22 protein-coding genes are annotated in these 23,593 nt (G+C 69.7%); 19 read left to right on the forward strand and 3 right to left on the reverse strand.

Features of this window, described 5'->3' with window-relative positions; translation table 11 throughout:
- The first annotated feature begins 197 nt into the window (after positions 1-197).
- The 19 genes from J3S89_RS11480 to J3S89_RS11570 all read left to right on the forward strand — a co-directional run bounded on the left by J3S89_RS11480 (position 198) and on the right by J3S89_RS11570 (position 19,050).
- Positions 198-659 carry a thioredoxin domain-containing protein gene (locus tag J3S89_RS11480; RefSeq protein ID WP_217927684.1) on the forward strand — a complete coding sequence of 154 codons (462 nt, stop codon included), beginning with the start codon at positions 198-200 and terminating at the stop codon, positions 657-659.
- A complete protein-coding gene (locus J3S89_RS11485) occupies positions 656-1,534 on the forward strand; it encodes a hydrogenase expression/formation protein (RefSeq protein WP_217927685.1) in 879 nt (292 codons plus the stop codon). The genes J3S89_RS11480 and J3S89_RS11485 overlap by 4 nt, the downstream gene beginning before the upstream one ends.
- Positions 1,531-1,755 (forward strand): rubredoxin, encoded by a 225-nt coding sequence (locus tag J3S89_RS11490; RefSeq protein WP_217927686.1) that lies wholly within the window; start codon positions 1,531-1,533, stop codon positions 1,753-1,755. The genes J3S89_RS11485 and J3S89_RS11490 overlap by 4 nt, the downstream gene beginning before the upstream one ends.
- Positions 1,752-2,330, forward strand: coding sequence for a [NiFe]-hydrogenase assembly chaperone HybE (gene hybE, locus J3S89_RS11495; RefSeq protein WP_217927687.1), 579 nt, complete (start codon positions 1,752-1,754; stop codon positions 2,328-2,330). Before J3S89_RS11490 ends, hybE begins: the two co-directional genes overlap by 4 nt.
- Positions 2,327-3,448, forward strand: coding sequence for a nickel-dependent hydrogenase large subunit (locus J3S89_RS11500; RefSeq protein WP_217927688.1), 1,122 nt, complete (start codon positions 2,327-2,329; stop codon positions 3,446-3,448). Before hybE ends, J3S89_RS11500 begins: the two co-directional genes overlap by 4 nt.
- On the forward strand, positions 3,441-3,782 hold the full coding sequence (gene hypA / locus J3S89_RS11505) for a hydrogenase maturation nickel metallochaperone HypA (RefSeq protein ID WP_217927689.1): 342 nt from the start codon (positions 3,441-3,443) through the stop codon (positions 3,780-3,782). The genes J3S89_RS11500 and hypA overlap by 8 nt, the downstream gene beginning before the upstream one ends.
- On the forward strand, positions 3,782-4,882 hold the full coding sequence (hypB, locus tag J3S89_RS11510) for a hydrogenase nickel incorporation protein HypB (RefSeq protein ID WP_217927690.1): 1,101 nt from the start codon (positions 3,782-3,784) through the stop codon (positions 4,880-4,882). The genes hypA and hypB overlap by 1 nt, the downstream gene beginning before the upstream one ends.
- An 11-nt stretch (positions 4,883-4,893) precedes the next feature.
- The gene (gene hypF / locus J3S89_RS11515; RefSeq protein ID WP_217927691.1) at positions 4,894-7,257 is read left to right on the forward strand and encodes a carbamoyltransferase HypF; all 2,364 of its coding nucleotides are present in this window, start codon (positions 4,894-4,896) and stop codon (positions 7,255-7,257) included.
- 16 nt (positions 7,258-7,273) lie between these two features.
- The gene (locus J3S89_RS11520) at positions 7,274-7,510 is read left to right on the forward strand and encodes a HypC/HybG/HupF family hydrogenase formation chaperone (RefSeq protein WP_217927692.1); all 237 of its coding nucleotides are present in this window, start codon (positions 7,274-7,276) and stop codon (positions 7,508-7,510) included.
- Positions 7,507-8,664: a hydrogenase formation protein HypD gene (hypD, locus tag J3S89_RS11525; protein ID WP_217927693.1), complete on the forward strand. Its 1,158-nt coding sequence runs from the start codon at positions 7,507-7,509 to the stop codon at positions 8,662-8,664. The genes J3S89_RS11520 and hypD overlap by 4 nt, the downstream gene beginning before the upstream one ends.
- Positions 8,661-9,728 (forward strand): hydrogenase expression/formation protein HypE, encoded by a 1,068-nt coding sequence (hypE, locus tag J3S89_RS11530; RefSeq protein WP_230488884.1) that lies wholly within the window; start codon positions 8,661-8,663, stop codon positions 9,726-9,728. Before hypD ends, hypE begins: the two co-directional genes overlap by 4 nt.
- 48 nt (positions 9,729-9,776) lie before the next feature.
- Positions 9,777-11,231: a sigma-54-dependent transcriptional regulator gene (locus J3S89_RS11535; RefSeq protein ID WP_217927694.1), complete on the forward strand. Its 1,455-nt coding sequence runs from the start codon at positions 9,777-9,779 to the stop codon at positions 11,229-11,231.
- Positions 11,218-12,600: a sensor histidine kinase gene (locus J3S89_RS11540; RefSeq protein ID WP_230488885.1), complete on the forward strand. Its 1,383-nt coding sequence runs from the start codon at positions 11,218-11,220 to the stop codon at positions 12,598-12,600. The genes J3S89_RS11535 and J3S89_RS11540 overlap by 14 nt, the downstream gene beginning before the upstream one ends.
- Before the next feature lie 187 nt (positions 12,601-12,787).
- Positions 12,788-14,395 carry a phytoene desaturase family protein gene (locus tag J3S89_RS11545; protein WP_217927695.1) on the forward strand — a complete coding sequence of 536 codons (1,608 nt, stop codon included), beginning with the start codon at positions 12,788-12,790 and terminating at the stop codon, positions 14,393-14,395.
- A gap of 172 nt (positions 14,396-14,567) precedes the next feature.
- Positions 14,568-15,425, forward strand: a complete 858-nt coding sequence (locus tag J3S89_RS11550) for an ABC transporter substrate-binding protein (RefSeq protein ID WP_217927696.1) — start codon at positions 14,568-14,570, stop codon at positions 15,423-15,425.
- A gap of 150 nt (positions 15,426-15,575) precedes the next feature.
- Positions 15,576-16,706 (forward strand): amino acid ABC transporter permease, encoded by a 1,131-nt coding sequence (locus J3S89_RS11555; RefSeq protein WP_217927697.1) that lies wholly within the window; start codon positions 15,576-15,578, stop codon positions 16,704-16,706.
- A gap of 22 nt (positions 16,707-16,728) precedes the next feature.
- Entirely contained in the window at positions 16,729-17,475 is a 747-nt protein-coding gene (locus tag J3S89_RS11560; RefSeq protein WP_217927698.1) for an amino acid ABC transporter ATP-binding protein, read from the forward strand.
- Positions 17,472-18,125: a class II aldolase/adducin family protein gene (locus J3S89_RS11565; RefSeq protein ID WP_230488886.1), complete on the forward strand. Its 654-nt coding sequence runs from the start codon at positions 17,472-17,474 to the stop codon at positions 18,123-18,125. The genes J3S89_RS11560 and J3S89_RS11565 overlap by 4 nt, the downstream gene beginning before the upstream one ends.
- A 178-nt stretch (positions 18,126-18,303) precedes the next feature.
- Positions 18,304-19,050, forward strand: a complete 747-nt coding sequence (locus J3S89_RS11570) for a L,D-transpeptidase (protein WP_217927699.1) — start codon at positions 18,304-18,306, stop codon at positions 19,048-19,050.
- Between the two features lie 83 nt (positions 19,051-19,133).
- On the opposite strand, the gene J3S89_RS11575 is transcribed toward J3S89_RS11570, so the two are convergent.
- The 3 genes from J3S89_RS11575 to J3S89_RS11585 form a co-directional block, all read right to left on the reverse strand.
- Positions 19,134-19,955, reverse strand: a complete 822-nt coding sequence (locus J3S89_RS11575; protein ID WP_217927700.1) for a DUF2189 domain-containing protein — start codon at positions 19,953-19,955, stop codon at positions 19,134-19,136.
- A gap of 183 nt (positions 19,956-20,138) precedes the next feature.
- Complete coding sequence (locus J3S89_RS11580; RefSeq protein ID WP_217927701.1) at positions 20,139-21,065, reverse strand: transglutaminase family protein; 927 nt, start codon at positions 21,063-21,065, stop codon at positions 20,139-20,141.
- A gap of 4 nt (positions 21,066-21,069) precedes the next feature.
- The gene (locus tag J3S89_RS11585) at positions 21,070-23,562 is read right to left on the reverse strand and encodes a circularly permuted type 2 ATP-grasp protein (protein ID WP_217927702.1); all 2,493 of its coding nucleotides are present in this window, start codon (positions 23,560-23,562) and stop codon (positions 21,070-21,072) included.
- Between the last annotated feature and the right edge of the window lie 31 nt (positions 23,563-23,593).

Below are 23,593 nucleotides of genomic sequence, written 5' to 3' on the forward strand. Positions count from 1 at the left end.
TCGCGATTTTCCCCTTCTGGTCAATTGATTTCCAGGCGTGGAAGCGAGACGATCGCGTCCGATCGACGTTCGACGTCGCCTCGTCGTCGCGACGGCCGAAAACGGCGGTCGACTGCTTGCCAGGGAGTGGAATCGGTGTTGGCACATCGTTTGCTCTTTCCCGGCAAAAGCAATCGAACGTCGATCCGGGAGGACTGATGACACACCCCCTCATGGCGGCTCTGGCCGACCGTCACGGCTTGCCCACCGTCGATCGCGAGACGATCGACGCCTTTCTCGCGCCCGCCGCAGGCGAGGCCGAGCACACGCTGCTGTTCTTCTCCGGCGATCCGGCGACGCGGGCGGAGACGCTCGACGTCGCGGTGGTGATGCCGGAGATCCTGGCGACCTTCCAGCGGCGTCTGCGCGGTGCCGTGGTGGCGCGCGAGGCGGAGAGCGCGCTCGCCTCGCGTTTCCTGGTGGCGGTGCAGCCGAGCCTCGTGGTGACGCGCGGCGGCGAGCCGGTGGCGGTTCTGCCGAAGATCCGCGACTGGTCGGAATACATGGCGGCGATCGAGGCGGCCCTGGCGCCGGGCGCGCCGGTCTTGGTCAAGGACGAGACGCCGCGGGTGGCCTTCACCACCTCGAGCGGCGCGGCGAACCGGGGGGACGTGGCATGAAGGCGGGATTCTGGGTGGCGCCGGAGGGCGCGGAAGGCGAGATCGCCATGGTGCCGATCGGCATCGACGAGACCGCCTCGGGCTTCGCCGGACGGTCCGGGCTGACCGGGGCGGGGACGATCTCGTTCCTGGCGACGTCGAGCGCGGAGGATCTGATCGCGCGCTGCCCCAAGGTGGCGGCGCTGCTGCCGGAGATCGTGGTGGCGCTGGAGACCCAGACGGTCGAGGCGCCGAGCCGGCTGTTCGACCTCGCCGACTACGGACCGGACGAGATGGAGCTGATCGGTCAGGTTCTGGGCGAAGGCGAGGTCGCGGCGACGGTGGCGCTGCCCGACGGCGTGATCGCGCAGGTGCAGGAATCGGTGATGGCGGGCCTCTGGCGGGTGCGCTTCGTCGACGCCGAGGGGCGGCCGGCGGCGGATTATCTCGAGGTCGCCTCGGTTCCGGCCGCCGTCGAACGGGCGGCGCAGATGACGCGGGTGCTCGAGGATCTGCCGCCGGCGCCGGCCGGGGCGATGAACGTGATGTCGCTCCTGACCGAGATCCGCGATCGGGCGCTCGAGCATCGGCCGGGGGCGCCCTCGCACACGATCACCTTCTCGCTCTTCCCGATGTCGGAGGCGGACATGGCCCATCTCCAAGACACGCTCGGGCCGGGGCCGGTCCAAATGACGTCACGCGGCTATGGTACGTGTCGGGTCGTCGCGACGGGCGTGCGCAACGTCTGGTCCGTGCAGTTCTTCAACGCGATGGACACGATCGTCCTGGACACGTTGGAGATCGGCGACGTGCCGGTGACGGCGCGGGCGGCGGTCGAGGACTTCCGCGATTCGGCGGAACGTCTGCACGAGATCGAGGAGGCCTATTTCCGATGAGCGCCTTCGAGAATTTCGGCGTCACCGGCGACGTGGCGGCGGAGACGCGGATGGAATGCGGGATCTGCTGGCACGTCTATGATCCGGCCGAGGGCGATCCCGTCTGGCAGATCCCGGCGGGCACGCCCTTCGCGGCGCTGCCCGAGGATTGGACCTGCCCCAACTGCGACGCGCCGCGCGCCAAGTTCATGGCGCTCGGCGAGGGGGAGGCGCGGGGATGACCGAGGCGCGCCCGTGCTCCCTCGAGGCCGGCGTGACGCTCGTCCCGGACGCGCCGGCGGCCGAGGCCGTGGCGATCGGGGCGCGGCTCGCGGCGATCTACGAGGCGATCGCGGAGCGCTCGATGCGCGAACTGCCGGTCTTCAACGCCGCGCTGAGGGTCGAGGCGATCGGGTTTCGCGCCCATGGCGACCGGGTGGTCGGGGTGCTGGCGACGCCGTGGTTCATGAATCTGGTGGTGACCTCGCGGCCCGGCGGCGCGGATCTGCCGCCGGCGACCGCCGGCGCCTCGGTGACGCACGACTTTCCCGGCGGCGACTTCGACTGCGTCGTCGGCGAGATCGACGGTTTCGGCCGGCTCGACAGTGCCTCGCTGTTCTCGCCGATGTTCCGGTTCGACGATCCGGAGGTGGTGCGCGCGGTCGGCGAGGCGGCGATCGAGGAGGTGTTCCGCGCCCCCGTCGAGGCCGAGGTCGTGGCCGAGCGGGAGGCGCGCGACCCGGCGCCGCCGGCGCTCGATCGGCGGGCGCTCCTCTTCGGGCGCCGTCGCGCGGGGGAGGATCCGTCGTGTCGGTGAGCGCGCTGCCCCTCTCGGCCGGAGCGATCCGGCTCGACATCGCCGTCGATCCACAGACCGGCGACACGCGCCGAGTGACGATCGGCTCGACCCGGCCGACCGGCTTTTCGACCCGCCTCTTCACCGGGCGCAGCCCCGGCGACGTACCGGGTCTCGTCGCGCGGATGCATGCGCTGTGCGGACGCTCGCACATGGTCGCCTCGGAAGTGGCGATCGTCGCGGCGATGGGACGCGACGTCGAGGCGGTGGTGGCGGAACGGTTCGAGGGGCTGGTGGCGGAGCGGCTCGGCGAGCATCTGCGCTCCACCGTGATGGGGGCGGGACCGGCGCGCGCCGAGATCGCCGATCGCGAGGTGCTCGCCGACGTGCGGGCGGTGCTCGCGGGGGTCAGGGTCCTGACCGGCGGGCTCGAGCCGCAGCGCGGCTACGAGGCGGTGGGTTCGGTCGAGCGCATCAAGGTGGCGTTGCTGCGGCTCGGTCTGGCGATCGACCGCAAGGGACGTCTGAAGACCGGCTCGGGCAGCTGGGGCGAGCGGGTTCTGACGGCGGTCGGCGCGGGCTGCGGCGATCGTTACGAGACCTGCGACCGGCTGACGGCGGAGGACGATGCGGCGGTGATCGCGGCGCTGGCGCGCGATCCAGCGCGGTTCGCGGCGGCGCCTCGACTCGACGGGCGATGCCCGGAGACCGGACCGGCGGCGCGGGCGGCGACGGGCATGGCCTCGGCCGACGGGCGGACGCGGCTTTCGGCGCGGCTCGGGGAGATCGCCGAGGCGGCGGAACTCCTCGGCGCGCCCGAGGCGGACCGCCGGCGCATCGAGGGGACGTGGGTGAGCGGGGCCCGTGTCGATTCCCTTACGGGTTATGCCGCCGTGGAAAGTCCGCGTGGGCGCCTCCATCATCTGGTGCGTCTCGACGAGACGGGACGGGTGGCCTCCTACGCGATCCTGGCGCCGACCGAGTGGAATTTCCATCCGCAGGGGCCGCTGGTCGCGACGCTCGCGGGCAATCGCTTCGATCTCGACGGCGAGGGCGCGCGGCGGGCGGAGCGGATCGCGGGGCTGTTCGATCCTTGCGTCGGCTTCGAGGTTCGCATCGAGGAGATGCGCGATGCATGAAATGTCGCTCATGGAGAGCGTGTTGGAGATCGTCGAGGACGAGGCGCGCAAGGCGGGAGCGACATCGGTCAAGGTGGTCAAGCTGGCGATCGGCGAGCTTTCCCATGTCGAACCGGAGGCGATGCGCTTCTGTTTCGACGCGGTGACGGGCGGGACGGTCGCCGCCGGGGCGACGCTCGAGATCGAAATGGTGCCGGGCCAGGGCTGGTGCCTCGACTGCGCCGAGACGGTGGCGCTGTCGGAACGTTTCGGGGCTTGTCCGAAGTGCGGGCAGCACAAGGTACAGATGACGGGCGGCGACGATCTGCGCGTCGCGGAGTTGGAGGTGGAGTGATGTGCACGGTCTGCGGTTGCGGAACGGCCTCGGTGGAAGGCAAGGCGGTCGACGAACACGGCCACCACCATCATCACGGTCACGACCATGGGCATTCCCATGATCATGATCACGACCATGATCATGACCACGGGCATTCCCACGATCACGTCCATGATCACGTCCACGACGCCGACCACGCGCACGACCACGATCACGGCGCGGTTCATGCGCACGCGCACGATCACACCCATGGGGACGTCGTCCACGCCCACGACCACGAGCATGGTCACGATCACGGTCATGCCCACGATCACGCGCATGGCCATGCCCACACCCACGACCATGACCATGGGCACGATCATGGGCCCGACCACGACCACGTCGTGCGCGGGGTCGACGCGATCGACTACGGCGGCGGGCTCGCCGGCGTCCATGTGCCGGGGCTCAGCCAGGATCGGATCGTCAAGATCGAGCGCGACATTCTCGGCAAGAACGACCGGCTCGCCCGCGACAATCGCCGGGCTCTGGCGGAGAAGGGCGTCTTCGCGCTGAACCTCGTCTCCTCGCCCGGCTCGGGCAAGACGACGCTCCTGTGCAAGGCGATCACCGATCTCAAGGCGTCGCATCCGATCGCGGTGATCGAGGGCGATCAACAGACCTCCAACGACGCCGACCGTATCCGCGCGACCGGCGTCAAGGCGATCCAGGTCAACACCGGCAAGGGCTGCCATCTCGACGCGTCGATGGTCGGCCATGCGCTCGACGATCTCGATCTGCCGGAGAACGCGCTGCTCTTCATCGAGAACGTCGGCAATCTCGTGTGTCCGTCGGCCTTCGATCTCGGCGAGGCGCACAAGGTTGTGGTGCTGTCGGTGACCGAGGGCGAGGACAAGCCGCTCAAATACCCCGACATGTTCGCCGCCGCCGATCTGATGCTGCTCAACAAGGCCGATCTCCTGCCGCATCTCGACTTCGACGTGGAGGCCTGCATCCGCGCCGCCAAGACGGTCAATCCGCGGCTCGAGGTCCTGACGGTCTCGGCACGCTCGGGCGAGGGGCTCGACGCCTTCTATGCCTGGGTCGAGAAGCGGGCGGCGCTCGCCCGCCGTCCGGCCTGAAGGCGGCGCCGATGACCCTCGATCGCCTGTTCGAACCCACCGAAGACGCGCGACCGGCGCCGTCGCCCGAGGCCGACCGCCTCGGCGACGGCGCCGCGCGGCGCCTCGGGATCCGGGTTCGCGGCGCGGTCCAGGGGGTCGGCATGCGCCCCTTCGTCCATGGGCTCGCGACCCGGCTCGGGTTCGCCGGGCGGGTGTTGAACGACGCCGAGGGGGTGCTGATCGAGGTCGAGGGGCGCGATCCCGAGCGTTTCGTCGCCGCGCTCTCGGCGGAGCGGCCGCCGCTCGCCCGGTTCGACGCGATCGAGACCTCGCCGATGCCGGTGCGCGGCGGGGCGGGTTTCCGCATCGAGGAGAGCGTCGCCGGCAAGGTGACGACGCGGGTGCCGGCGGATGCGGCGACCTGCGAGGCCTGTCTCGACGATCTCTTCGATCCGGCGAGCCGGTTTCATCTCTATCCCTTCGTCAACTGCACCCATTGCGGCCCGCGCTACACGATCACCGCGCGTCTGCCCTATGACCGGCCGCAGACGGCGATGGCCGGCTTTCCGATGTGCGCGCCCTGCGGCGAGGCCTATCGGGATCCGACCGATCGCCGGTTCCATGCCGAGCCGGTCGCCTGTCCCGCCTGCGGGCCGAAGCTGACGCATTCGGTGGCGGAGATCGTCGCGGCGATCCGGGCGGGGAAGATCGTCGCCGTGAAGGGGCTCGGCGGCTTTCATCTCATGTGTGATGCACGCAACGAGGCGGTGGTCGAGGAACTGCGTCGCCGCAAGGCGCGCGACGCCAAACCGTTCGCGGTGATGGTCGCCAACGTCGCCTCGCTCGATCGGATCGTCCATGCGGGGTCGGTCGAGCGCGATCTCTTCGTCGCCCCGTCGGCGCCGATCGTGGTGATGGAGGCGGTCGCCGGCGCGGTGGCGCCCTCCGTCGCGCCGCGCCTCGGGCGGCTCGGGGTGATGGCGGCGGCGACGCCGCTTCATCACCTGATCTTCTGGGAGGCGACGGGCCGGCCGGAGGGGCCGGCCGCGCGCCATGCCGCCAACGACTTCGTCGTCGTCGCGACCTCGGCCAATCCCGGCGGCGAGCCCCTGGTGATCGACGACGCCGACGCCGCGCGCCGGCTCGGCGGGATCGCCGATCTCATCGTCGGTCACGACCGGCCGATCGTCATTCGCGCCGACGACAGCGTCGTCCAGGTGATCGACCGGGCGCCCGCCTTCATTCGCCGCGCCAAGGGTTTCGTGCCGGAGCCGATCGATCTCGGGTCCGACGGGCCGGCGGTCCTGGCGACGGGCGCCCATCTCAAGGCGACGGTGACGGTGACGCGCGGTCGCGAGGCCTTCGTCTCGCAACACGTCGGCGATCTCGACACGGCCGAGACGGTCAAATTCTACCGCGAGACCGCCGCCCATCTCCTGACGCTGCTCGACGTGCACCCCGAGATCGTCGCCTGCGATCTCCATCCCGACTTCCGCTCGTCGCAGTTCGCGGCCGAGTTCGAGGCGCCCACCCTGCCGGTGCAGCATCACGCCGCCCATGTCGCGGCGATCGCGGCGGAACACGGGATCGACGGGCCGATCCTCGGCCTCGCGCTCGACGGCATCGGCCACGGCGACGACGGCGCCGCCTGGGGTGGCGAGGCGCTTCGGGTCTCCGGTTCGGGCTGGCGACGGCTCGGCCATCTCTCGCCCCTGGCGCTGCCCGGGGGCGACAAGGCGGCGCGCGAGCCGTGGCGGATGGCGCTCGCGGCGCATCACGCGATCGGCGATCTCGAGGCGGTGAAGGGTCAGGTCTCGCGAAATCTCGAGACGGCGAAAATTCCATTTCCGGCGCGCGCGCTGGTCGATCCGGTGGCGGCGCGGATCGCCTCGGGGCGCGAGGCGCGGACGACGTCGATGGGGCGGCTCTTCGATGCGGCGGCCGGGCTCCTCGGCCTGCGCATGATCCAGGATCACGAGGGCCAGGCGGCGATGGAGCTCGAGGCGCTGGTGCGCCGGCCGGTCGGCGGCAGCGGGCTCTTCTCGATCGTCGACGGGGTGCTCGACTTCCGCCCGTTGCTGCGCGAACTGGCGCGGCCGGACACCGGCCTCAGGGAAGGGGCGGAGCTCTTCCACGGCGCGTTGATCGACGGGCTCGCCGCCTGGATCGACGGTTTCGCCTCGCCCGGCGAGGCGGTGGCGCTCGGTGGCGGCTGCCTGATGAACAGGGTGCTCGCCGAAGGGCTCGCCGATCGCCTGCGCGATCACGGGTTCCGCCCGCTTCTCGCCCGCCGCGTGCCGGCCAACGACGGCGGCCTGTCGCTCGGACAGGCGGCGATGGCGCGTGCCCACGCCGCGACACTCGACTTGAACAAGACCAACGAGATCCCCTGAAGAGGAGACGGCCCCCATGTGCCTCGCGATCCCCGCCCTGGTGAGCGAACTGCTCCCCGACGACATGGCGCGCGTCAGTCTCGACGGCGTCACCAAGGACATCTCGGTCGCCATGGTCGACGACGTGGCGCCCGGCGACTACGTCATCATCCACGTCGGCTACGCGCTCGCCAAGATCGACGCCGAGGAGGCGGAGAAGACGCTGGCGCTGCTCGCCGAGGCCGGGGCTCTGAGCGCGGGGGCGGCCGAATGAAGTACGTCGACGAATATCGCGACGGTAAGCTCGCGCGCGCCGTCGCCGCCACCATCGCCGCCGAGGCCGATCCGAGCCGCCACTACGCCTTCATGGAGTTCTGCGGCGGTCACACCCATGCGATCTCGCGCTATGGGCTCGAGGATCTGTTGCCGGCGAACGTCAAGATGATCCATGGGCCCGGCTGCCCGGTCTGCGTCCTGCCGATCGGCCGGATCGACGAGGCGATCGAGCTGGCGAAGAACCCGCGGGTGACGCTTCTGACCTATGCCGACCTGATGCGGGTGCCGGGGTCGAAGGGCACGTCGCTGATCAAGGCCAAGGCGGCCGGGGCCGACATCCGCATGGTCTATTCGACCCTCGACGCGGTCCGCATCGCCGAGGAGAACCCGGACCGCGAGGTGGTGTTCTTCGCCATCGGCTTCGAGACGACGACGCCGCCGACCGCCATGGCGGTGAAGATGGCCCGCAAGAAGGGCCTCACCAATTTCACCTGTTTCGTCAATCACGTGCTGACGCCCTCGGCGATCCGGGCGATCCTCGAGGCGCCGGAGACCGGGGGGCTGCCGCCGGTGAAGATCCAGGGCTTCCTCGGGCCCAGCCACGTCTCGGCGGTGATCGGGCTCGAGCCCTACGACGTCTTCGTGGAGAAATACGGCCAGCGCATCGTCGTCTCCGGCTTCGAGCCGCTCGACGTGATGCAGTCGATCCTGATGCTGGTGCGTCAGATCAACGAGGGGCGCTCGGCGGTCGAGAATCAATATACTCGCGCCGTCACCCGCGAGGGCAACGTCGCGGCCAAGGCGATGGTCGACGAGGTGTTCGACCTGCGCGACGCCTTCGAATGGCGCGGGCTCGGCTCGATCCCGAATTCGGCGCTGAAGCTGCGCGACGGCTGGGCCGAGTTCGACGCCGAGAAACGATTCGCCGTCGAACGAATCGAGGCTTCCGACAATCCGGCCTGCGAATGCGGGACGATCCTGATCGGCGCCAAGGAGCCGGCCGACTGCCGGCTGTTCGGCACGGTGTGCACGCCGGAGACGCCGATGGGGTCCTGCATGGTCTCCTCGGAGGGGGCCTGCGCGGCGCATTGGACCTATGGGCGCTTCCGGGCGAAGGCCAAGCGCGAAGCGGCGGAAAGGAAGGCATCGTGAGCGACGTTCAGACCCCGCGCCTGCGCCACCGCAAACTGGACCTCAAGACCGGACGTGTCGATCTCTCCCACGGCTCCGGCGGTCGCGCCATGGCGCAGTTGATCGGCGAGATCTTCCAGGAGGCCTTCGCCAACGAGTGGCTCGCCCAGGGCAACGATCAGGCGACCTTCGCCGCTCCGGCGCACGCCGGCGGGCGCATGGTGATGACCACCGACGGCTACGTCGTCTCGCCCTTGTTCTTTCCCGGCGGCAACATCGGCTCGCTCGCCGTCCACGGCACCATCAACGACGTCGCCATGGGCGGGGCGCGGCCGGTGGCGCTCTCGGCCTCCTTCATCATCGAGGAGGGGTTCCCGCTCGCCGATCTGAAACGGATCGCCGACACGATGGGGGCGGCGGCGCGCGAGGCTGGGGTTCCGATCGTCACCGGCGACACCAAGGTGGTCGAGCGCGGCAAGGCCGACGGCGTCTTCATCTCCACCGCCGGGATCGGCGTGGTGGCCGACGGGGTCGAGCTCTCCGGCGATCGGGCACGTCCCGGCGACGTGGTGATCGTGTCCGGGTCGATGGGCGACCATGGCGTCGCGATCATGTCGAGCCGCGAGAACCTCACCTTCGCCACCGCGATCCTCTCCGACAGCGCCGCGCTGCACGGGTTGACGGCGGCGATGATCGAGGCGGCGGCGCCGCATCTGAGGCTGATGCGCGATCCGACGCGCGGCGGGCTCGCGGCGACGCTCAACGAGATCGCACATCAGTCGAAGGTCGGGATCCGGCTCGAGGAGGACGCGATCCCGATCAAGCCGGAGGTGCACGCGGCCTGCGAGTTCCTCGGGCTCGATCCCCTGAACGTCGCCAACGAGGGCAAGTTGATCGCGGTGGTGGCTCGGGAAGGAGCGGCGGCGGTGCTCGCCGCGATGAAGGCGCATCCGCTCGGGGTCGACGCGGCGATCGTCGGCGAGGTCGTCGCCGACGACCAGTTCTTCGTGCAGATGACCACCTCATTCGGCGGCGGCCGGATCGTCGACTGGCTGAGCGGCGAACAATTGCCGCGGATCTGCTGAGGCGGACATGAGGGAGACGACCATCGTGACGAGCCGGGGAGAACGGTGATGCCGGGCAGTGCCACCGTGCTGGTCATCGACGACGAGATCCGCAGTCTCGAGGCGATCCGACGGGTGTTGGCGGAGGAGTTCGAGGTCATTTCGGTGCGCGGCGCGGTCGAGGCCGAGGAGGTTCTGGCGGGCGAGATGGTGCAGGTGATCCTCTGCGATCAGCGCATGCCCGGCGAGAACGGCGTCGATTTCCTCAAGCGCGTCCGCGATCTGTGGCCGGACCCGATCCGGATGATCATCTCCGGCTATACGGATTCGGAGGACATCATCGCCGGCGTCAACGAGGCGGGGATCTATCACTACATCACCAAGCCCTGGCATCCGGACCGGCTGATCGATTCGGTCCGGGAGGCCTCGCGTCTCTATTGGGCGCAGCGCGAGGCGGGCAGCGCGACAGTGGTCGAAGCGAAGCCCTCGCCGAAGCGGCTCTCCTCGGTGGTCGGCGACCGGCGTCGCGCCCAGCGCCAGCTCGGCGACTTCGAGCGCATCGTCCACGAGCCGGCGAGCCCGGTGGCGGCGGCGATCGGGCTCGCCAAACGGGCGACCGACTACGACATCTCCGTCCTCATCACCGGCGCCTCGGGCACCGGCAAGGAGCTTCTGGCGCGAGCGATCCACAATGGTTCGGGCCGGGCCGAGCAACCCTTCGTCGTCGAGAACTGCGGCGCCCTGCCGGACGATCTCCTCGAGAGCGAGCTCTTCGGTTGCAAGAAGGGCGCCTTCACCGGGGCCTATCAGGACCGGATCGGCCTCTTCGAGGTCGCCGACGGCGGCACCATCTTCCTCGACGAGATCGGCGAGACCTCGCCGGCCTTCCAGGTGAAGCTCCTGCGCGTGCTCCAGGAGGGCGAGATCCGGCCGCTCGGGGCGCAGCGTCCGCGCAAGGTGAACGTCCGCGTCATCGCCGCGACCAATCGCAATCTGGTCGGCGAGGTCGAGACCGGGCGGTTCCGGCGCGATCTCTACTACCGCCTCGCCGCCTTCCCGATCCATCTGCCGTCGCTCGCGGAGCGGGCGATGGACGTGCCGGCGATCGCCGCGCGCATCCTCGGCGACGTCAATCGTGCCTTCCATCGCGACGTGCCGGGGTTCGCCGCCGAGACGCTCTCGGCGATGATCCGTTACGAATGGCCGGGCAACGTGCGCGAGCTCGCCAACGAGATCCAGCGGATGGTGGCGCTGTCCGATCACGATCACGCCCTGCCGCCGGAGCTCTTGTCGACGCGGATCCTCCAGACGGCGAAGGCCGGCAACGGTTGCGACGCTTCGGCCGAACGGCCGCAACTGAAGGAACGGGTCGAGGCGTTGGAGCGCGAGGTGATCGCCGAGGCGCTCGATCGGCTCTCCGGCAACATCAGCCGCGTCGCCGCCGAACTCGGCCTGTCGCGGGTCGGCCTGCGCGCCAAGATCCAACGCTACGATCTGAGGCGCGATCTCGATGACGACGAGTGACCTCGATCCGCGGCCGCGTCCCGCCAATCTGATGGCGCATGTCCTCTCCGAGGAGGAGCCGACCTTCGACGGCGCCGGTGAAGAGATGTGGATCGACGTGATCGCGAAGATGGACGCGGTCTATTCCGATCTCCTGCGCTACGAGGCCGATCTCGAGGCCAAGAACGCCGAGCTGGAGGCGGCCGAGGGGTTCATCTCCTCGGTGATCGCCTCGGTCTCCGACATTCTGGTGGTGGTCGACGAGCAGGGGCTGGTGGTCCAGGCCAATCCGGCCTTCGCGCGGGTGATCGCCCGCCCGCCCGAGGCGATGCTGGGGCGGCGGCTGTGCGAACTCGTCGTCGAGGGCGATCGGGCGCGGGCGCGCAACGCGCTGATCTCCGGCGTCGAGGGCGAGGTGCGCGAGCTCGAGCTGAGCTTCCTCGGCGCGGCGGGGCCGTCGGATCTGATGGCGATCAACGTCTCGGCGCGGTTCGACCACAACGGCCATCGGGTCGGAGCGGTTCTGACCGGGCGACCGATCGGCGAACTCCGGCGCGCCTACGAGGCGCTGCACAAGGCCCATCTCGAGCTGCAACAGGCCCAGCGCAAGCTGATCGAACAGGAGAAGATGGCGAGCCTCGGCCGACTGGTGGCCGGCGTCGCGCACGAACTCAACAATCCCATCAGCTTCGTCTACGGCAACATCCACACGCTCGATCGCTATCGCAAGAGCCTCGACCGTTACCTGCACGCGCTCGAGGACGAGGCGCCGGAGGCGGCGGTGGCACGACTGAAGCGGGAGACGCGGATCGACGCGATCCTGGCGGATCTGGCACCGTTGATCGAGGGGACGCTGGAAGGGGCGATGCGGATCTCCGAGATCGTCAAGAACCTGCGCCGGCTCTCCTTCAACCGCGCCGACGACCACGCCACCGTCGATCTCGCCAAGCTGATCGGCACCGCCGCGCAATGGGCGATGCGGGCCAAGAACGGCCGCGCCCGGCTCGACACCGATCTCGAACCCGGCCTGACGGTGGAGGGGGAGGAGGGCAAGATCCATCAGGTTCTGGTCAACCTGATCGACAACGCCCTCGACGCGGTCAAGGACGTCGCCGACGCCCGGGTCGCCGTCACCATGCGCGCCCAGGGCGAGGACGTGATCGTCGAGGTCGCCGACAACGGCGCCGGGATCTCGGAAGCCGCGGCCGACAAGATCTTCGAGCCGTTCTTCACCACCAAGGTGGTGGGCGAGGGGACCGGGCTCGGGCTCTGGATCTCCTACGCGATCGCCCGCGAGCACGGGGGATCGCTCTCCGCCCACAACGGCGTGCCGCGCGGGGCGGTGTTCCAACTGCGCCTGCCGCGCCATCTCGGACCCCGCAAGGGGTGAATCCCGAGGTCTCGCGGCGCGTCACGGCGTGGTTCGAGGGGATCGGCCGTGGCCTCGTCGTTTCCTTCCGGCCGGACCGTGCCCACCTCGATCCGCAATCCCCCGGCTTGACGAAAGCCTCTCTTTGACGACCGTATGACACGACGCGGCGGGGGCCGCAGGCGTTCGAGCGGATGCGGGGGGCGAGATGTTCGATGCGATCGTGATCGGTGCGGGCCACAACGGCCTGACGGCGGCGGGCTATCTGGCGGCGGGCGGGCAGAAGGTGCTCGTGCTCGAGAAGCGCGAGGTGGTCGGCGGTTGCGCCGTCACCGAGGAGTTTCATCCGGGCTTCCGCAATTCCGTCGCCGCCTACACGGTGTCGCTGCTCAATCCGAAGGTGATCCACGATCTCGACCTCGCCCGGCACGGGCTCGAGGTGGTGGAGCGGCGGATGTCGAACTTCCTGCCGCTGCCGGACGGGCGGGCGCTGGAGATCGGGCCGGGCCGAACCGAGGCCTCGGTGGCGCAGTTCTCGACCCGCGACGCCGGGCGGCTTTCGGCCTATGGCGAGCGGCTGGAGCGAATGGCCGACGTGTTGCGGGCGGTGGTGCTGGAGACCCCGCCCAACGTCACCACCGGGCGCGGCCTGATCGAGACGATCGGTCAGCTTTTTTCTGCGGGACGGCTCGCCAACCGGATCCGCAAGCTCGATCTCGAGGGGCAGCGCGACCTTCTCGAGATCTTCACCCGCTCGGCCGGGGATTTCCTCGATCAGTGGTTCGAGAGCGATCCGATCAAGGCGATCTATGGTTTCGACGGCATCGTCGGCAATTTCGCGTCGCCCTACGCCGCCGGGTCGGCCTATGTGCTGCTCCATCACTGTTTCGGCGAGGTCAACGGCAAGCGCGGCGTCTGGGGCCACGCGATCGGGGGCATGGGCGCGATCACCCAGGCGATGGCCGCCTCGGCGCGCGCGCGCGGCGTCGAGATCCGCACCGACTGTGGCGTCGCCGAGATCCTGGTGGAGAAGGGCCGCGCCGTCGGCGTCGTCACGCAGGCCGGCGAGACGATCCGGGCGAAATGCGTCGTGTCCAACCTGCACCCCAAACTCACCTTCGAGCGCCTGCTCGATCCGGCGCTGCTGCCGGCCGACTTCGCCGCGCGAATCGCCTCGTGGAGGTCGGGTTCGGGCACGTTCCGGATGAACGTGGCGCTGAGCGAGCTGCCGAGCTTCACCTGCCGGCCCGGGCGCGAGGTCGCCGACCATCACACCGCCGGCGTGGTGATCGCGCCGTCGCTGCGCTACATGGAGGAGGCCTGGATGGACGCCCGGCGCGACGGTTGGGCGAAGGCGCCGATCGTCGAGATGTTGATCCCCTCCACCCTCGATCCGTCGCTGGCGCCGAAGGGCGCGCATGTGGCGAGCCTCTTCTGCCAACAGGTGGCGCCGGAGTTGCCGGACGGGCGGTCGTGGGACGCGGTCCGCGAGGAGGTGGCCGATCTGATGATCGCCACGGTCGACGCGCAGGCGCCGGGCTTCGCGGCGTCGGTCGTCGGCCGGCAGATCCATTCGCCGTTCGATCTCGAGCGCAAGTTCGGCCTGATCGGCGGCGACATCTTCCACGGCAGCCTCGGGCTCGATCAGATGTTCTCGGCGCGGCCGGTCATGGGACACGCCGATTATCGCGCGCCGATCGCCGGGCTCTACATGTGTGGATCGGGCACGCATCCCGGCGGCGGCGTGACGGGGGCGCCGGGGCACAACGCGGCGCGTGAAATTTTGGCCGATGCGAAGGGTCGACGAACGGCGTAATGCCGAAATCAGGGGCGACATGCGGAAAATTCATCCGCGGATATGCTTCGGCGTCGTGATTTTTTCCGGTTCCATCCGGCGATTTCGGCGCTAACATGCCCGCCACGGGACCGGCTTCGGCCGGGGTCCGATCCGTTTGCTTCCCTCTGTGCGTCCCATGAGGCAGATCCCCATGATCCTCACGTCCAAGATTCGTTTCGGCATCGCTCTCGCCGCATTCACGGCGCTGGGAACCCTGGCCGGGGCCGCCGCCGCTTCCGACATGATCGGCAAGTGCGAGATGACCGGCAAGAAGGGCGAGTTCTCGATCACCCCGGCGATCCCGGGTCAGCTCACCTACGAGACCAACCTGCCCGCGCCGGGCTGGAACAACGGCGACACGCCGGAGACGATCAAGGACGGCTACGAGTATTGTCTGGCCGCCAACATCGCGTACCGCCTCGGCCTCGACAAGGTGGTGGTCAAGAACGTCGACTTCGACGCGCTCGTCGCCGGCAACACCAAGGACTTCGACATCGCCCTGTCGCAGATCTCGATCACCGAGAAGCGCAAGGAGGTCGTGACCTTCTCGACGCCCTATTTCGACAGTGACGTCGGCGTTCTCGCCAAGAAGGGCAAGAAGATCGCCAGCGGCGACATGAAGGGCCTCAGGATCGGCGTGCAGGCCGGCACCACCGGCCTCGACTTCGTCAAGGACACGCTGAAGCCGAAGACCGAGGCCAAGGTGTTCCCGGACACCCCGGCGATGTTCACCGCGCTGATGGCGAACCAGATCGACGTGGCGATGACCGACACCGCGATCGTGCTCGGTCAGGCGGCCGAATCGAAGGGCAAGATGGTGGTCGTCGGCCAGTATTCGACCGGCGAGCAGTACGGCGCGCTGTTCCCCAAGGGCTCCGCCAATGCCGCCACCCTCGACAAGGTCCTGGCGTCGCTGATCGCCGACGGCACCACCAAGAAGCTCTCGGCCAAGTATCTCGCCGCCTCCTGGGGCGCCGATCCGGCCAAGATCCCCTACTTCAAGCCCTGATCCCGAAGGCGGATCCTCGATCGGCGGGCCCGCCGATCGAGGATCGTTCCGGCCCGCCGACCCCGGCGGGCGATGGCTCTCTCGTCCGCGACGGCCCCGGCCGCCGGACGGGACGGTCCCTCGGTCCCGAGACGAGCGAGACGCCCCCACATGGACGACACATCCGACGCATCCCAACCGCCGCGAATTCGGGCGCCGCGCCCTACCCGGGAGTGGAAGCCGGCGCCCCCCAAATCGGCCAAGGGTCTCGCCACCGCCGCGCTCGGCGTGGTCGCGATCCTGATCGCCGTCGGTCTCCTCACCGCCTCGACGGTGCGTGACGGGCTCGCCTCGGTCGGCTTCGAGGAGGGGTGGGCGACGGCCGGCCTCTTCGGCATCGTCGCCGTGTTCCTGCTGCTGTTCGTGCCGGCGCTGAAGGGCTTCTCCTGCGCGTCGCGGGCGGATCGGACGGCCAAGATCGACGTGGCGGAGGCGCGGGCGGAGACGGCGGCGGCGCGCGAGCAGTCCTGGTTGGCGATCGGCTACACGGCGGCGGCGGCGATCGTGCTGATCTTCGGCCTGTTCCTGGTCGCCAACGAGGTCGCGGTCGGACGCACCTTCTTCGATCTGTCGCTGATCTTCGAGACGTTCCATCTGGTCGGCAAGGCCTTCTGGGTCAACATCGAGATCTTCGTGATCGCCGAGATTCTGGTGCTGATCTGGGGGCTCGTCATCGCCGTGGCGCGGCTTGCGCCGGGCCGGGCGGGGGCGCCGGTGCGCCTGATCGCGACGGCCTATGTCGATCTCTTCCGTGGCCTGCCGGCGATCATCGCGATCTATCTGGTCGGTTTCGGCCTGCCGCTCACCGATCTGCCGATCCTGCGCGACATGACGCCGACGATGTTCGCGATCCTGGCGCTGACGTTGACCTACGGTGCCTACGTGTCCGAGGTCTATCGCTCGGGCATCGAGAGCGTGCACTGGTCGCAGACGGCGGCGGCGCGCTCGCTCGGCTTCTCGCACACGCAGACGCTGCGCTTCGTGGTGGTGCCGCAGGCGGTCCGGCGGATCATCCCGCCGCTCCTCAACGACTTCATCTCGCTGCAGAAGGACACGGCGCTGGTCAGCGTGATCGGCACCGTCGACGCCTTCAATCAGGCCAAGATCATCGCCTCCAACCACTTCAATCTGTCGTCGGTGACGACGGTGGCGGTTCTCTTCGTGCTCATCACCATTCCCCAGGCGCGGCTGGTCGATCGCTTGATCGAACGGGATCAGAAGCGCATGCGGGCGGGCGGCTGATCCGGACCTCGGAGGAGACATCATGGCACTCGTCGAGATCCGCGACGTCCGCAAGTCCTACGGCGGCGTGGTTCCGGTTCTGAACGGCATCACCCTCGACGTCGAGGAACATCAGGTCGTGTGCCTGATCGGCCCGTCGGGCTGTGGCAAGTCCACGCTTCTGCGCTGCATCAACGGGCTCGAGACCATCGACGGCGGCGAGATTCGCCTGCACGGCGATCGCGTCTCCGGACCCGGCGTCGATCAGGACGCGCTCCGGCGCGACGTCGGCATCGTGTTCCAGTCGTTCAATCTGTTCCCGCACATGAGCGTGCTCGACAACATCACGGCGGCGCCGGTGAAGGTGCTCGGCCAGTCCAAGGCCGAGGCCAAGGAACGGGCGATGGAACTCCTCGCCCGGATCCGGCTCGACCAGAAGGCGGGGGAATTTCCCGATCGCCTGTCCGGTGGCCAACAGCAGCGCGTGGCGATCGTCCGCGCGCTGGCGATGGATCCGATCGTGCTGCTCCTCGACGAGATCACCTCGGCGCTCGACCCGGAACTGGTGTCGGAGGTGCTCGACATCGTCCGCGATCTGCGGTCGGAGGGCATGACCATGGTGCTCGCCACCCATGAGATGGGCTTCGCGCGCGAGGTCTCCTCCAAGGTCTGTTTCCTCTACGGCGGCGTCGTCCACGAGGAAGGGCCGCCGTCGCAGATCTTCTCCGACCCACGAGACGAGCGCACCCGCGCCTTCCTCCAGCGGATCATCGAGGCGGGGCGGTTGTGAACACGACGAGCGAGCGGGCGGCCCGCGAGGCGCTGGTCGAGACGATGCGCGAGATGGGCGCCTCGGGCCTCAATCGCGGCACGTCCGGCAACGTGTCGCTGCGCTTCGGCTCGGCCATGCTGGTCTCGCCCTCGGCGGTGCCGCCGGCGGAGCTGACGCCCGATCTCGTGGCGAAGATGGATCTCGACGACGAGACCGGGGCGTGGACCGGCCCGAGGCCGCCGTCGACCGAATGGCGCTTCCACCGCGACATCCTCCGGGCGCGCGGCGAGGTGAACGCGGTGGTGCACACCCATTCGCCCTATGTGACGGTGTTGGCGATCCTGCGGCGCGAGATCCCGGCGGTGCACTACATGATCGCCGGGTTCGGCGGCTCGACGATCCGGTGCTCGGATTACGCCACCTTCGGAACCGAGGCGTTGTCGCGCGCGGCGTTGAGCGCGCTCGAGGGACGCAACGGGTGCCTTCTCGCCAACCACGGCTCGATCACGGTGGCGCCGACACCGGCGCGGGCGCTGTGGCTGGCGGTCGAGCTCGAGACGCTCGCCTTCCAATATCATCAGGCGCTGCTCGCCGGGGAGCCGGTGATTCTGAGCGACGAGGCGATCGCCGAGGCGGCGGCGAAGTTCGCCGACTACGGCCGGCGCTGAGGCGGCGTCGGAACGCGAGGCCGGCCGACGAGGTCCGATCACGACCGGCCCGTCCGAAATCGGGCGCGCGACCACGATCTCGTGAGCGGGGAACTCTTTCCCCGGGTCGCGCGTTGCCCCAATTTCTCCATGGTCGGGTCCGCCGATGGGGGCTCGCAAGGTGACGAAGGGGATTTCGATGAACGATTCGGTCGAGCGTGATCACGATACCGTCGGCAAGGTGACGGCCCGGTGGTCGCGGCGCGCGCTGCTCGGTGCGTTGCCGTTGGCGCTCGCGGGCTGCGCGGTGGGCGGTCGCGTCGAGCGCTGGGACTACGAGGGCGACGCGAGCGGCGGCCGGCTGACGCGTCGGGCGCACGGGATCGGCATCGGCACCTCGCCGGAATACGTCTCGATGTATTCGGAGATCGACGACGGTCGCTTCGTGGTCGATCCGCTCGATTTTTCCGAGGTCGACCCCGATTATCTCCGCTCGATCGTCGCCTATCGCGGCCCGGAACGGCCGGGGACGCTGGTGATCGATCCTGCGGAGAAGTATCTCTATCTGGTCCGCGAGGGCGGCGAGGCGATCCGCTACGGCGTCGGCGTCGGCCGCGAGGGCTTCGCCTGGTCGGGCCGGGCGACGATCCGGCGCAAGGCGGAATGGCCGACCTGGACGCCGCCGCGTGAGATGACGCTGCGCGACGAGGAGGCGGCCAAATGGGCCGGCGGCATGCCGGGCGGCCCGGACAATCCGCTCGGCGCGCGCGCCCTCTATCTCTATCAGGGCAGTCGCGACACGCTCTATCGCATCCACGGCAACAACGACCCGTCGAGCATCGGCCATGCGGTGTCGTCGGGCTGCATCCGCCTCCTCAATCACGACGTGATCGATCTCTACCGGCGCGTGCCGATCGGCACGCCGGTGGTGGTTCTGCCGGCCTGAGCCGCAGGTGAGGGGGCGCGGGCGGACGCCGTCCCGTCCGCCCGCTTTCCGCCGGCTCCTCGTGTTCGCGCGATGCCGACGCCCTATCCTCGGGCGTCGGCCGGTTCGACGAGGCGGCGGTAGAGATGCCACGTGGCATGGCCGAGCACGGGCAGGATCACGAACAGGCCGACGAAGGCCGGCAGACTGCCCGCGAGCAGCAGCAGCGCGATCACCAGTCCCCAGGAGAGCATGGTCCGGGGATTGGCCGTCACCGACTTCACCGAGGTGATCATCGCGGTGACGAAGTCGATCTCGCGCTCGAGCAGCAGCGGGAACGCCACCACGGTCAGCGAGAAGGTGACCATCGCGAAGATCAGTCCGTCGACATGGACGAGGACGATGAAGAGCCAGCCCTCCGGCGTGCCGGTGACGACGTGCAGGAATTCGCCGAAGGTGGTGAAGCTCTTGAAGCCGAGGGTCAGGATCAGCAGGATGCGGACCTGATACATCCACATCAGGAAGACGAAGAGGGTGACGAAGGCCATCCAGCCGAGTTCGCGCGAGCTCTGGCGCGCCATCACGCCGAGAATGGCGCGGAGGTCGAGCATCTCGCCGCTCTCGCGGCGGCGGCTGACCTCGTAGCAGCCGACCGCGACGAAGGGGCCGAGCAGGGCGAAGCCCGTCGCCAGCGGATAGGTCAGATAGGCGACCCCGGCGCTCATGGTCATCCACAGCAGGAAGAGGCCGCCGACGGCATAGATGCCGCCGAAGAAGAGCCCGTAGAGAGGGGCGGCGCGGAAGTCGGCGATGCCGAGCCGCAGCGCCTCCAGGACGTCGTCGCGGCCGACGTCGCGGACTTTCGGCGCCGCCGGGGCGGCGACGGCCTGGGGGGAGCTCGGGGGCGTGCCGGGAACGTCCGTCATCTGGTCTCTCCTCGCCTCGATCGATCCCGGCGGGCGCGATCGGTTGCCCGAGCGGCGCGGCCGGGCTCGGCGAGATCGCGTCGCAACGGCGGGACGCGACCTCGTCCATACGGATCATATCGATTAGATTAATCCGAACCGGACGAATTTCCAGGGGAATCGGAGAGCGGCGGGCGGTGGGGCTCAGGCCGGCGGCGCGGCGAATTCGGCCCCGGCGAGGCCGGTGATCGGGGCAGGGACCTCGACGACGTCGACCGACACGGCGAGGCCCTGTTCGCCGCTCGAGGAGAGGATGCCGATCACCGGGGCGGTGTCGGCATAGTCGCGGCCGAAGGCGACGACGATGTGGTCGTCGGAGGCGAGGATGGCGTTGGTCGGGTCGAAACCGATCCAGCCGAGCGAGGGGCCGCACCACACCTCGACCCAGGCATGCATGGCGTCGGCGCCCTCGAGGCGGGGTCGGCCGGGCGGCGGCAGGGTGCGCAGATAGCCGCCGACATAGGCCGCCGGCAGGCCGAGACCGCGCAGGCCGGCGATCATGACATGCGCGAAGTCCTGGCAGACGCCACGCTTCTCCTCGAAGACGCGGGCGAGCGGGGTGGCGACGTCGGTGACGCCGGGGGCGTAGCGGAATTCGGCGTGGATGCGCGTGTTGAGCGCCAGCACGGCCTCGAGGATCGGGCGCCCGGGCGGGAAGACCTCGGCGGTCCACCGGGTCACCGCCGGGGTGAGGCCGACGAGGCGCGAGGGGAACACGAACTGGACGGGATCGTCGGGCGCGAGCGAGCGCGACAGCGCGGCGTGGGCGGCGATCTCCTCCCAAGGAGGGGAGAGTCGCGGGTCGAGGGCCGGCATCGGCTCCACCGTCACGGTGGCGGTCGAGCGGAGCGTCAGGCGCGAATGGGGGGCGCGGAAGGCGATGCGGGTCACGTGATTGCCGAACCAGTCGACCTCGTCGACGACGTGGTCGGGTTCGGGATCGAAGGCGAGACGCGAGAGGTGGACCTTCTGGCGGCGGCGTTCGATCGGCGACAGGCGCAGGCGGCAGTCGGCGACCGGGGCGGGCGCCCCCCAATCGTAGACGGTGAGATGGGTGACGTCGAAGCGCATGGGGTCAGGGCCTCGTCGCGTCGATCGGCAGGGGCGAGCCGTGGGTGAAGTAATGAGCCGAGACGGCGTCGGAGATGGCCATCAGGTCGAGTTCGACGGCGCGGATCCGCGCGTCGTCGAATTCGGCGGGGTCGTCGGTCTCGAGCCGGGTGGCGAGTTTGCGGGCGAGCCGTTCGGCCGGCTCGAGCAGGTCGCCCTGGCGGTGGCCGGCGAGGGTGGCGAGGTGATCGACGATGCGCACCACCTGGAAGGCGACCGCGCGGGGGTTCGCCTCGTCGAGCAGCACGAGATCGAGCACCGGCCGGCGGGCCGAGCCGGAGAGATAGCGGGTGCGATAGGTGACGCGGCCGTCGGCGAGATCGAGCAGCATGTCGAGCGCGTCGACGTCGGTGCCGCCCTCGGTGAAGCCGCGGGCGGAGCGGGCGAGGCCGATGGCGCGCTCGATGCGACGGCCGAGATCGAAGAAGTGCCAGCCGTCGCGCCGGTTCATCGTCTCCTGGGCGAGGCCGACGATGGCGGCGATGGTGCGCAGCGCCGTCTCGATCTCGGCGAAGACCTGATAGGGGCGGCCGAGGGGGTCGATGCGGCGGGAGAGCCGGTCGCGCAGGTCGCCGAGCGCGCGCCAGGCGTCGGGCGAGAGGCGGTCGCGGACGATCGAGCCGGTGCGGTGGGCTTCGCCGACGAGGCGGACGGCGGAGCCGGACAGCGGCCCCCAGGCGGCGGCCTCGGCGAGGGAGACCGCGTCGTCGGCGACCTCGTCGTCGATGGCGCCGCCCTTGGCGAGCAGCAGGGCGATGCGGTGAGTGAGGTCGCGCGAGATCTCGACGACGCCGTCGTCGCCGTGACCGTCGAGACCGCGCAGCAGGCGCAGGGTGGTCTCGGCGCGCTCGAGATAGCGGCCGAACCAGAACAGATTGTCGGCGGCGCGCGACGGCAGGATGCCGTTGTCGCGGCGGATTTCGGCCTTGTCGGGCTCGGGCAGAAGGCGGGCCTCGGAGCGGGCGCCGGAGCGGGCGCCGAGCACCCAGACGTCGCCGGAGCGGCCGCCGCGCTGCATCGACAGGAGCCGCACGTCCTCGCGCTCGGCGAAGCGGGCGAGGCCGCCGGGCATGACGCGCCAGCCGTCGGGGGTGCGGGCGACGAAGACGCGGATGGCGAAGGGGCGCGGGATCAGTCGGCCCTTGTCCCAGACCGGCGCGGTGGAGAGGCGCAGGGGCTCGCGGCCGACGAAGTCGATGCCGCGGCGGGAGAGTTTCAGCGCATAGCGCTGGCGTTCGGATGGGGTCAGGCGCGCGCCGAGGACGCCGGCGCTGTCGAGGATGCCCGGAAGGGTGCGGCCGAAGGCGGGGGCGAGGGTCAGGCGTTCGAGTTCGCGGATGACGATCTCGCGGGCCGGCGGCTCGCCGCACCACCAGGTGGCGACGTTGGGCAGGATCAGGTCCTCGTCGATGAGGCGGCGCGCCAGCATCGGCAGATAGCCGGTGAGGGCGGGGGCCTCGACGAGGCCGGAGCCGAGCGCGTTGGCGACCACGACACGGCCGGCGCGGACCGCCTCGACGAGGCCGGGAACGCCGAGATGGGAGGCGGGATTGAGCTCGAGCGGGTCGGCGAAATCGGCGTCGATCCGGCGGATCAGCACGTCGATGCGCTCGAGACCCTCGACGGTACGTACCGCGACGCCGGTCTCGGAGGCGACGAGGTCGCCGGCCTCGACCAGCTGGAAGCCGAGGCAGCGGGCGAGGAAGGCGTGTTCGAAATAGGTCTCGTTGCGCGATCCCGGGGTGAGCAGCGCGATGCGCGGCTCGTCGGGTCCGCCGGCGGCGCGGGCGAGGCCGCCGCGCAGCGCCTGGAAGAAGGGGCCGAGGCGCTCGACGGCGAGATCCTCGAAGGATTCGGGGAGCGCCCGCGACAGCGCGATACGGTTCTCGATGGCGTAACCGGCGCCCGACGGCGCCTGGGTGCGATCGGTGAGGACCCACCAGCGGCCGTCGGGGGCGCGGGTCACGTCGGCGGCATAGAGATGCAGGAAATGGCCGTCGGCCGGGGCGACGCCGGCGAGCGGACGCAGGAACTCGGGATTGCCGGCGACGAGGGCCGCGGGCAGGACGCCGCCCTCGACCAGGGCCGAATGGCCCATCAGGTCGGCGAGCAGGGCCTCGAACAGGCGCGCGCGCTGCTCGACGCCGCGCGCCAGCACCGCCCAATCGGCGGCGTCGAGGACGATCGGCAGATGGGCGAGCGGCCAGGGACGATCGACGTCCTGGTCCTCCTCGTAGGAGCGGAAGACCACGCCGGATTCGCGCAAGTATCGGTCTGCGCCGGCGAATCGTTGCTCGATCTCGGGGCGGCCGATCCGGGAGAGGCGGGACAGCAACGGCAGCCAGTGCGGACGCAACCGCCCGTCGGCGTCCATGAGTTCGTCATGGACGCCGGGAATGGTGCGATAGCCGGCGACGAGATCCGCCAGGGCCGGATCGACCCCGTCGGACCATCGCATCGTCAATTCCAACTGCGTCGAGCCCACGAAG

It is taken from the genome of Pinisolibacter aquiterrae (assembly GCF_019160155.1).
Classification (GTDB): Bacteria; Pseudomonadota; Alphaproteobacteria; order Rhizobiales; family Ancalomicrobiaceae; genus Pinisolibacter; species Pinisolibacter aquiterrae.

Bases quoted from the DNA above. Each gene is read 5' to 3' on its own strand.
- J3S89_RS11480 (WP_217927684.1), top strand. From the start codon at position 198: ATGACACACCCCCTCATGGCGGCTCTGGCCGACCGTCACGGCTTGCCC.
- J3S89_RS11485 (WP_217927685.1), top strand. From the start codon at position 656: ATGAAGGCGGGATTCTGGGTGGCGCCGGAGGGCGCGGAAGGCGAGATC.
- J3S89_RS11490 (WP_217927686.1), top strand. From the start codon at position 1,531: ATGAGCGCCTTCGAGAATTTCGGCGTCACCGGCGACGTGGCGGCGGAG.
- hybE (WP_217927687.1), top strand. From the start codon at position 1,752: ATGACCGAGGCGCGCCCGTGCTCCCTCGAGGCCGGCGTGACGCTCGTC.
- hypA (WP_217927689.1), top strand. From the start codon at position 3,441: ATGCATGAAATGTCGCTCATGGAGAGCGTGTTGGAGATCGTCGAGGAC.
- hypB (WP_217927690.1), top strand. From the start codon at position 3,782: ATGTGCACGGTCTGCGGTTGCGGAACGGCCTCGGTGGAAGGCAAGGCG.
- hypF (WP_217927691.1), top strand. From the start codon at position 4,894: ATGACCCTCGATCGCCTGTTCGAACCCACCGAAGACGCGCGACCGGCG.
- J3S89_RS11520 (WP_217927692.1), top strand. From the start codon at position 7,274: ATGTGCCTCGCGATCCCCGCCCTGGTGAGCGAACTGCTCCCCGACGAC.
- hypD (WP_217927693.1), top strand. From the start codon at position 7,507: ATGAAGTACGTCGACGAATATCGCGACGGTAAGCTCGCGCGCGCCGTC.
- J3S89_RS11535 (WP_217927694.1), top strand. From the start codon at position 9,777: ATGCCGGGCAGTGCCACCGTGCTGGTCATCGACGACGAGATCCGCAGT.
- J3S89_RS11540 (WP_230488885.1), top strand. From the start codon at position 11,218: ATGACGACGAGTGACCTCGATCCGCGGCCGCGTCCCGCCAATCTGATG.
- J3S89_RS11545 (WP_217927695.1), top strand. From the start codon at position 12,788: ATGTTCGATGCGATCGTGATCGGTGCGGGCCACAACGGCCTGACGGCG.
- J3S89_RS11550 (WP_217927696.1), top strand. From the start codon at position 14,568: ATGATCCTCACGTCCAAGATTCGTTTCGGCATCGCTCTCGCCGCATTC.
- J3S89_RS11555 (WP_217927697.1), top strand. From the start codon at position 15,576: ATGGACGACACATCCGACGCATCCCAACCGCCGCGAATTCGGGCGCCG.
- J3S89_RS11560 (WP_217927698.1), top strand. From the start codon at position 16,729: ATGGCACTCGTCGAGATCCGCGACGTCCGCAAGTCCTACGGCGGCGTG.
- J3S89_RS11570 (WP_217927699.1), top strand. From the start codon at position 18,304: ATGAACGATTCGGTCGAGCGTGATCACGATACCGTCGGCAAGGTGACG.
- J3S89_RS11575 (WP_217927700.1), bottom strand. From the start codon at position 19,955: ATGACGGACGTTCCCGGCACGCCCCCGAGCTCCCCCCAGGCCGTCGCC.
- J3S89_RS11580 (WP_217927701.1), bottom strand. From the start codon at position 21,065: ATGCGCTTCGACGTCACCCATCTCACCGTCTACGATTGGGGGGCGCCC.
- J3S89_RS11585 (WP_217927702.1), bottom strand. From the start codon at position 23,562: ATGCGATGGTCCGACGGGGTCGATCCGGCCCTGGCGGATCTCGTCGCC.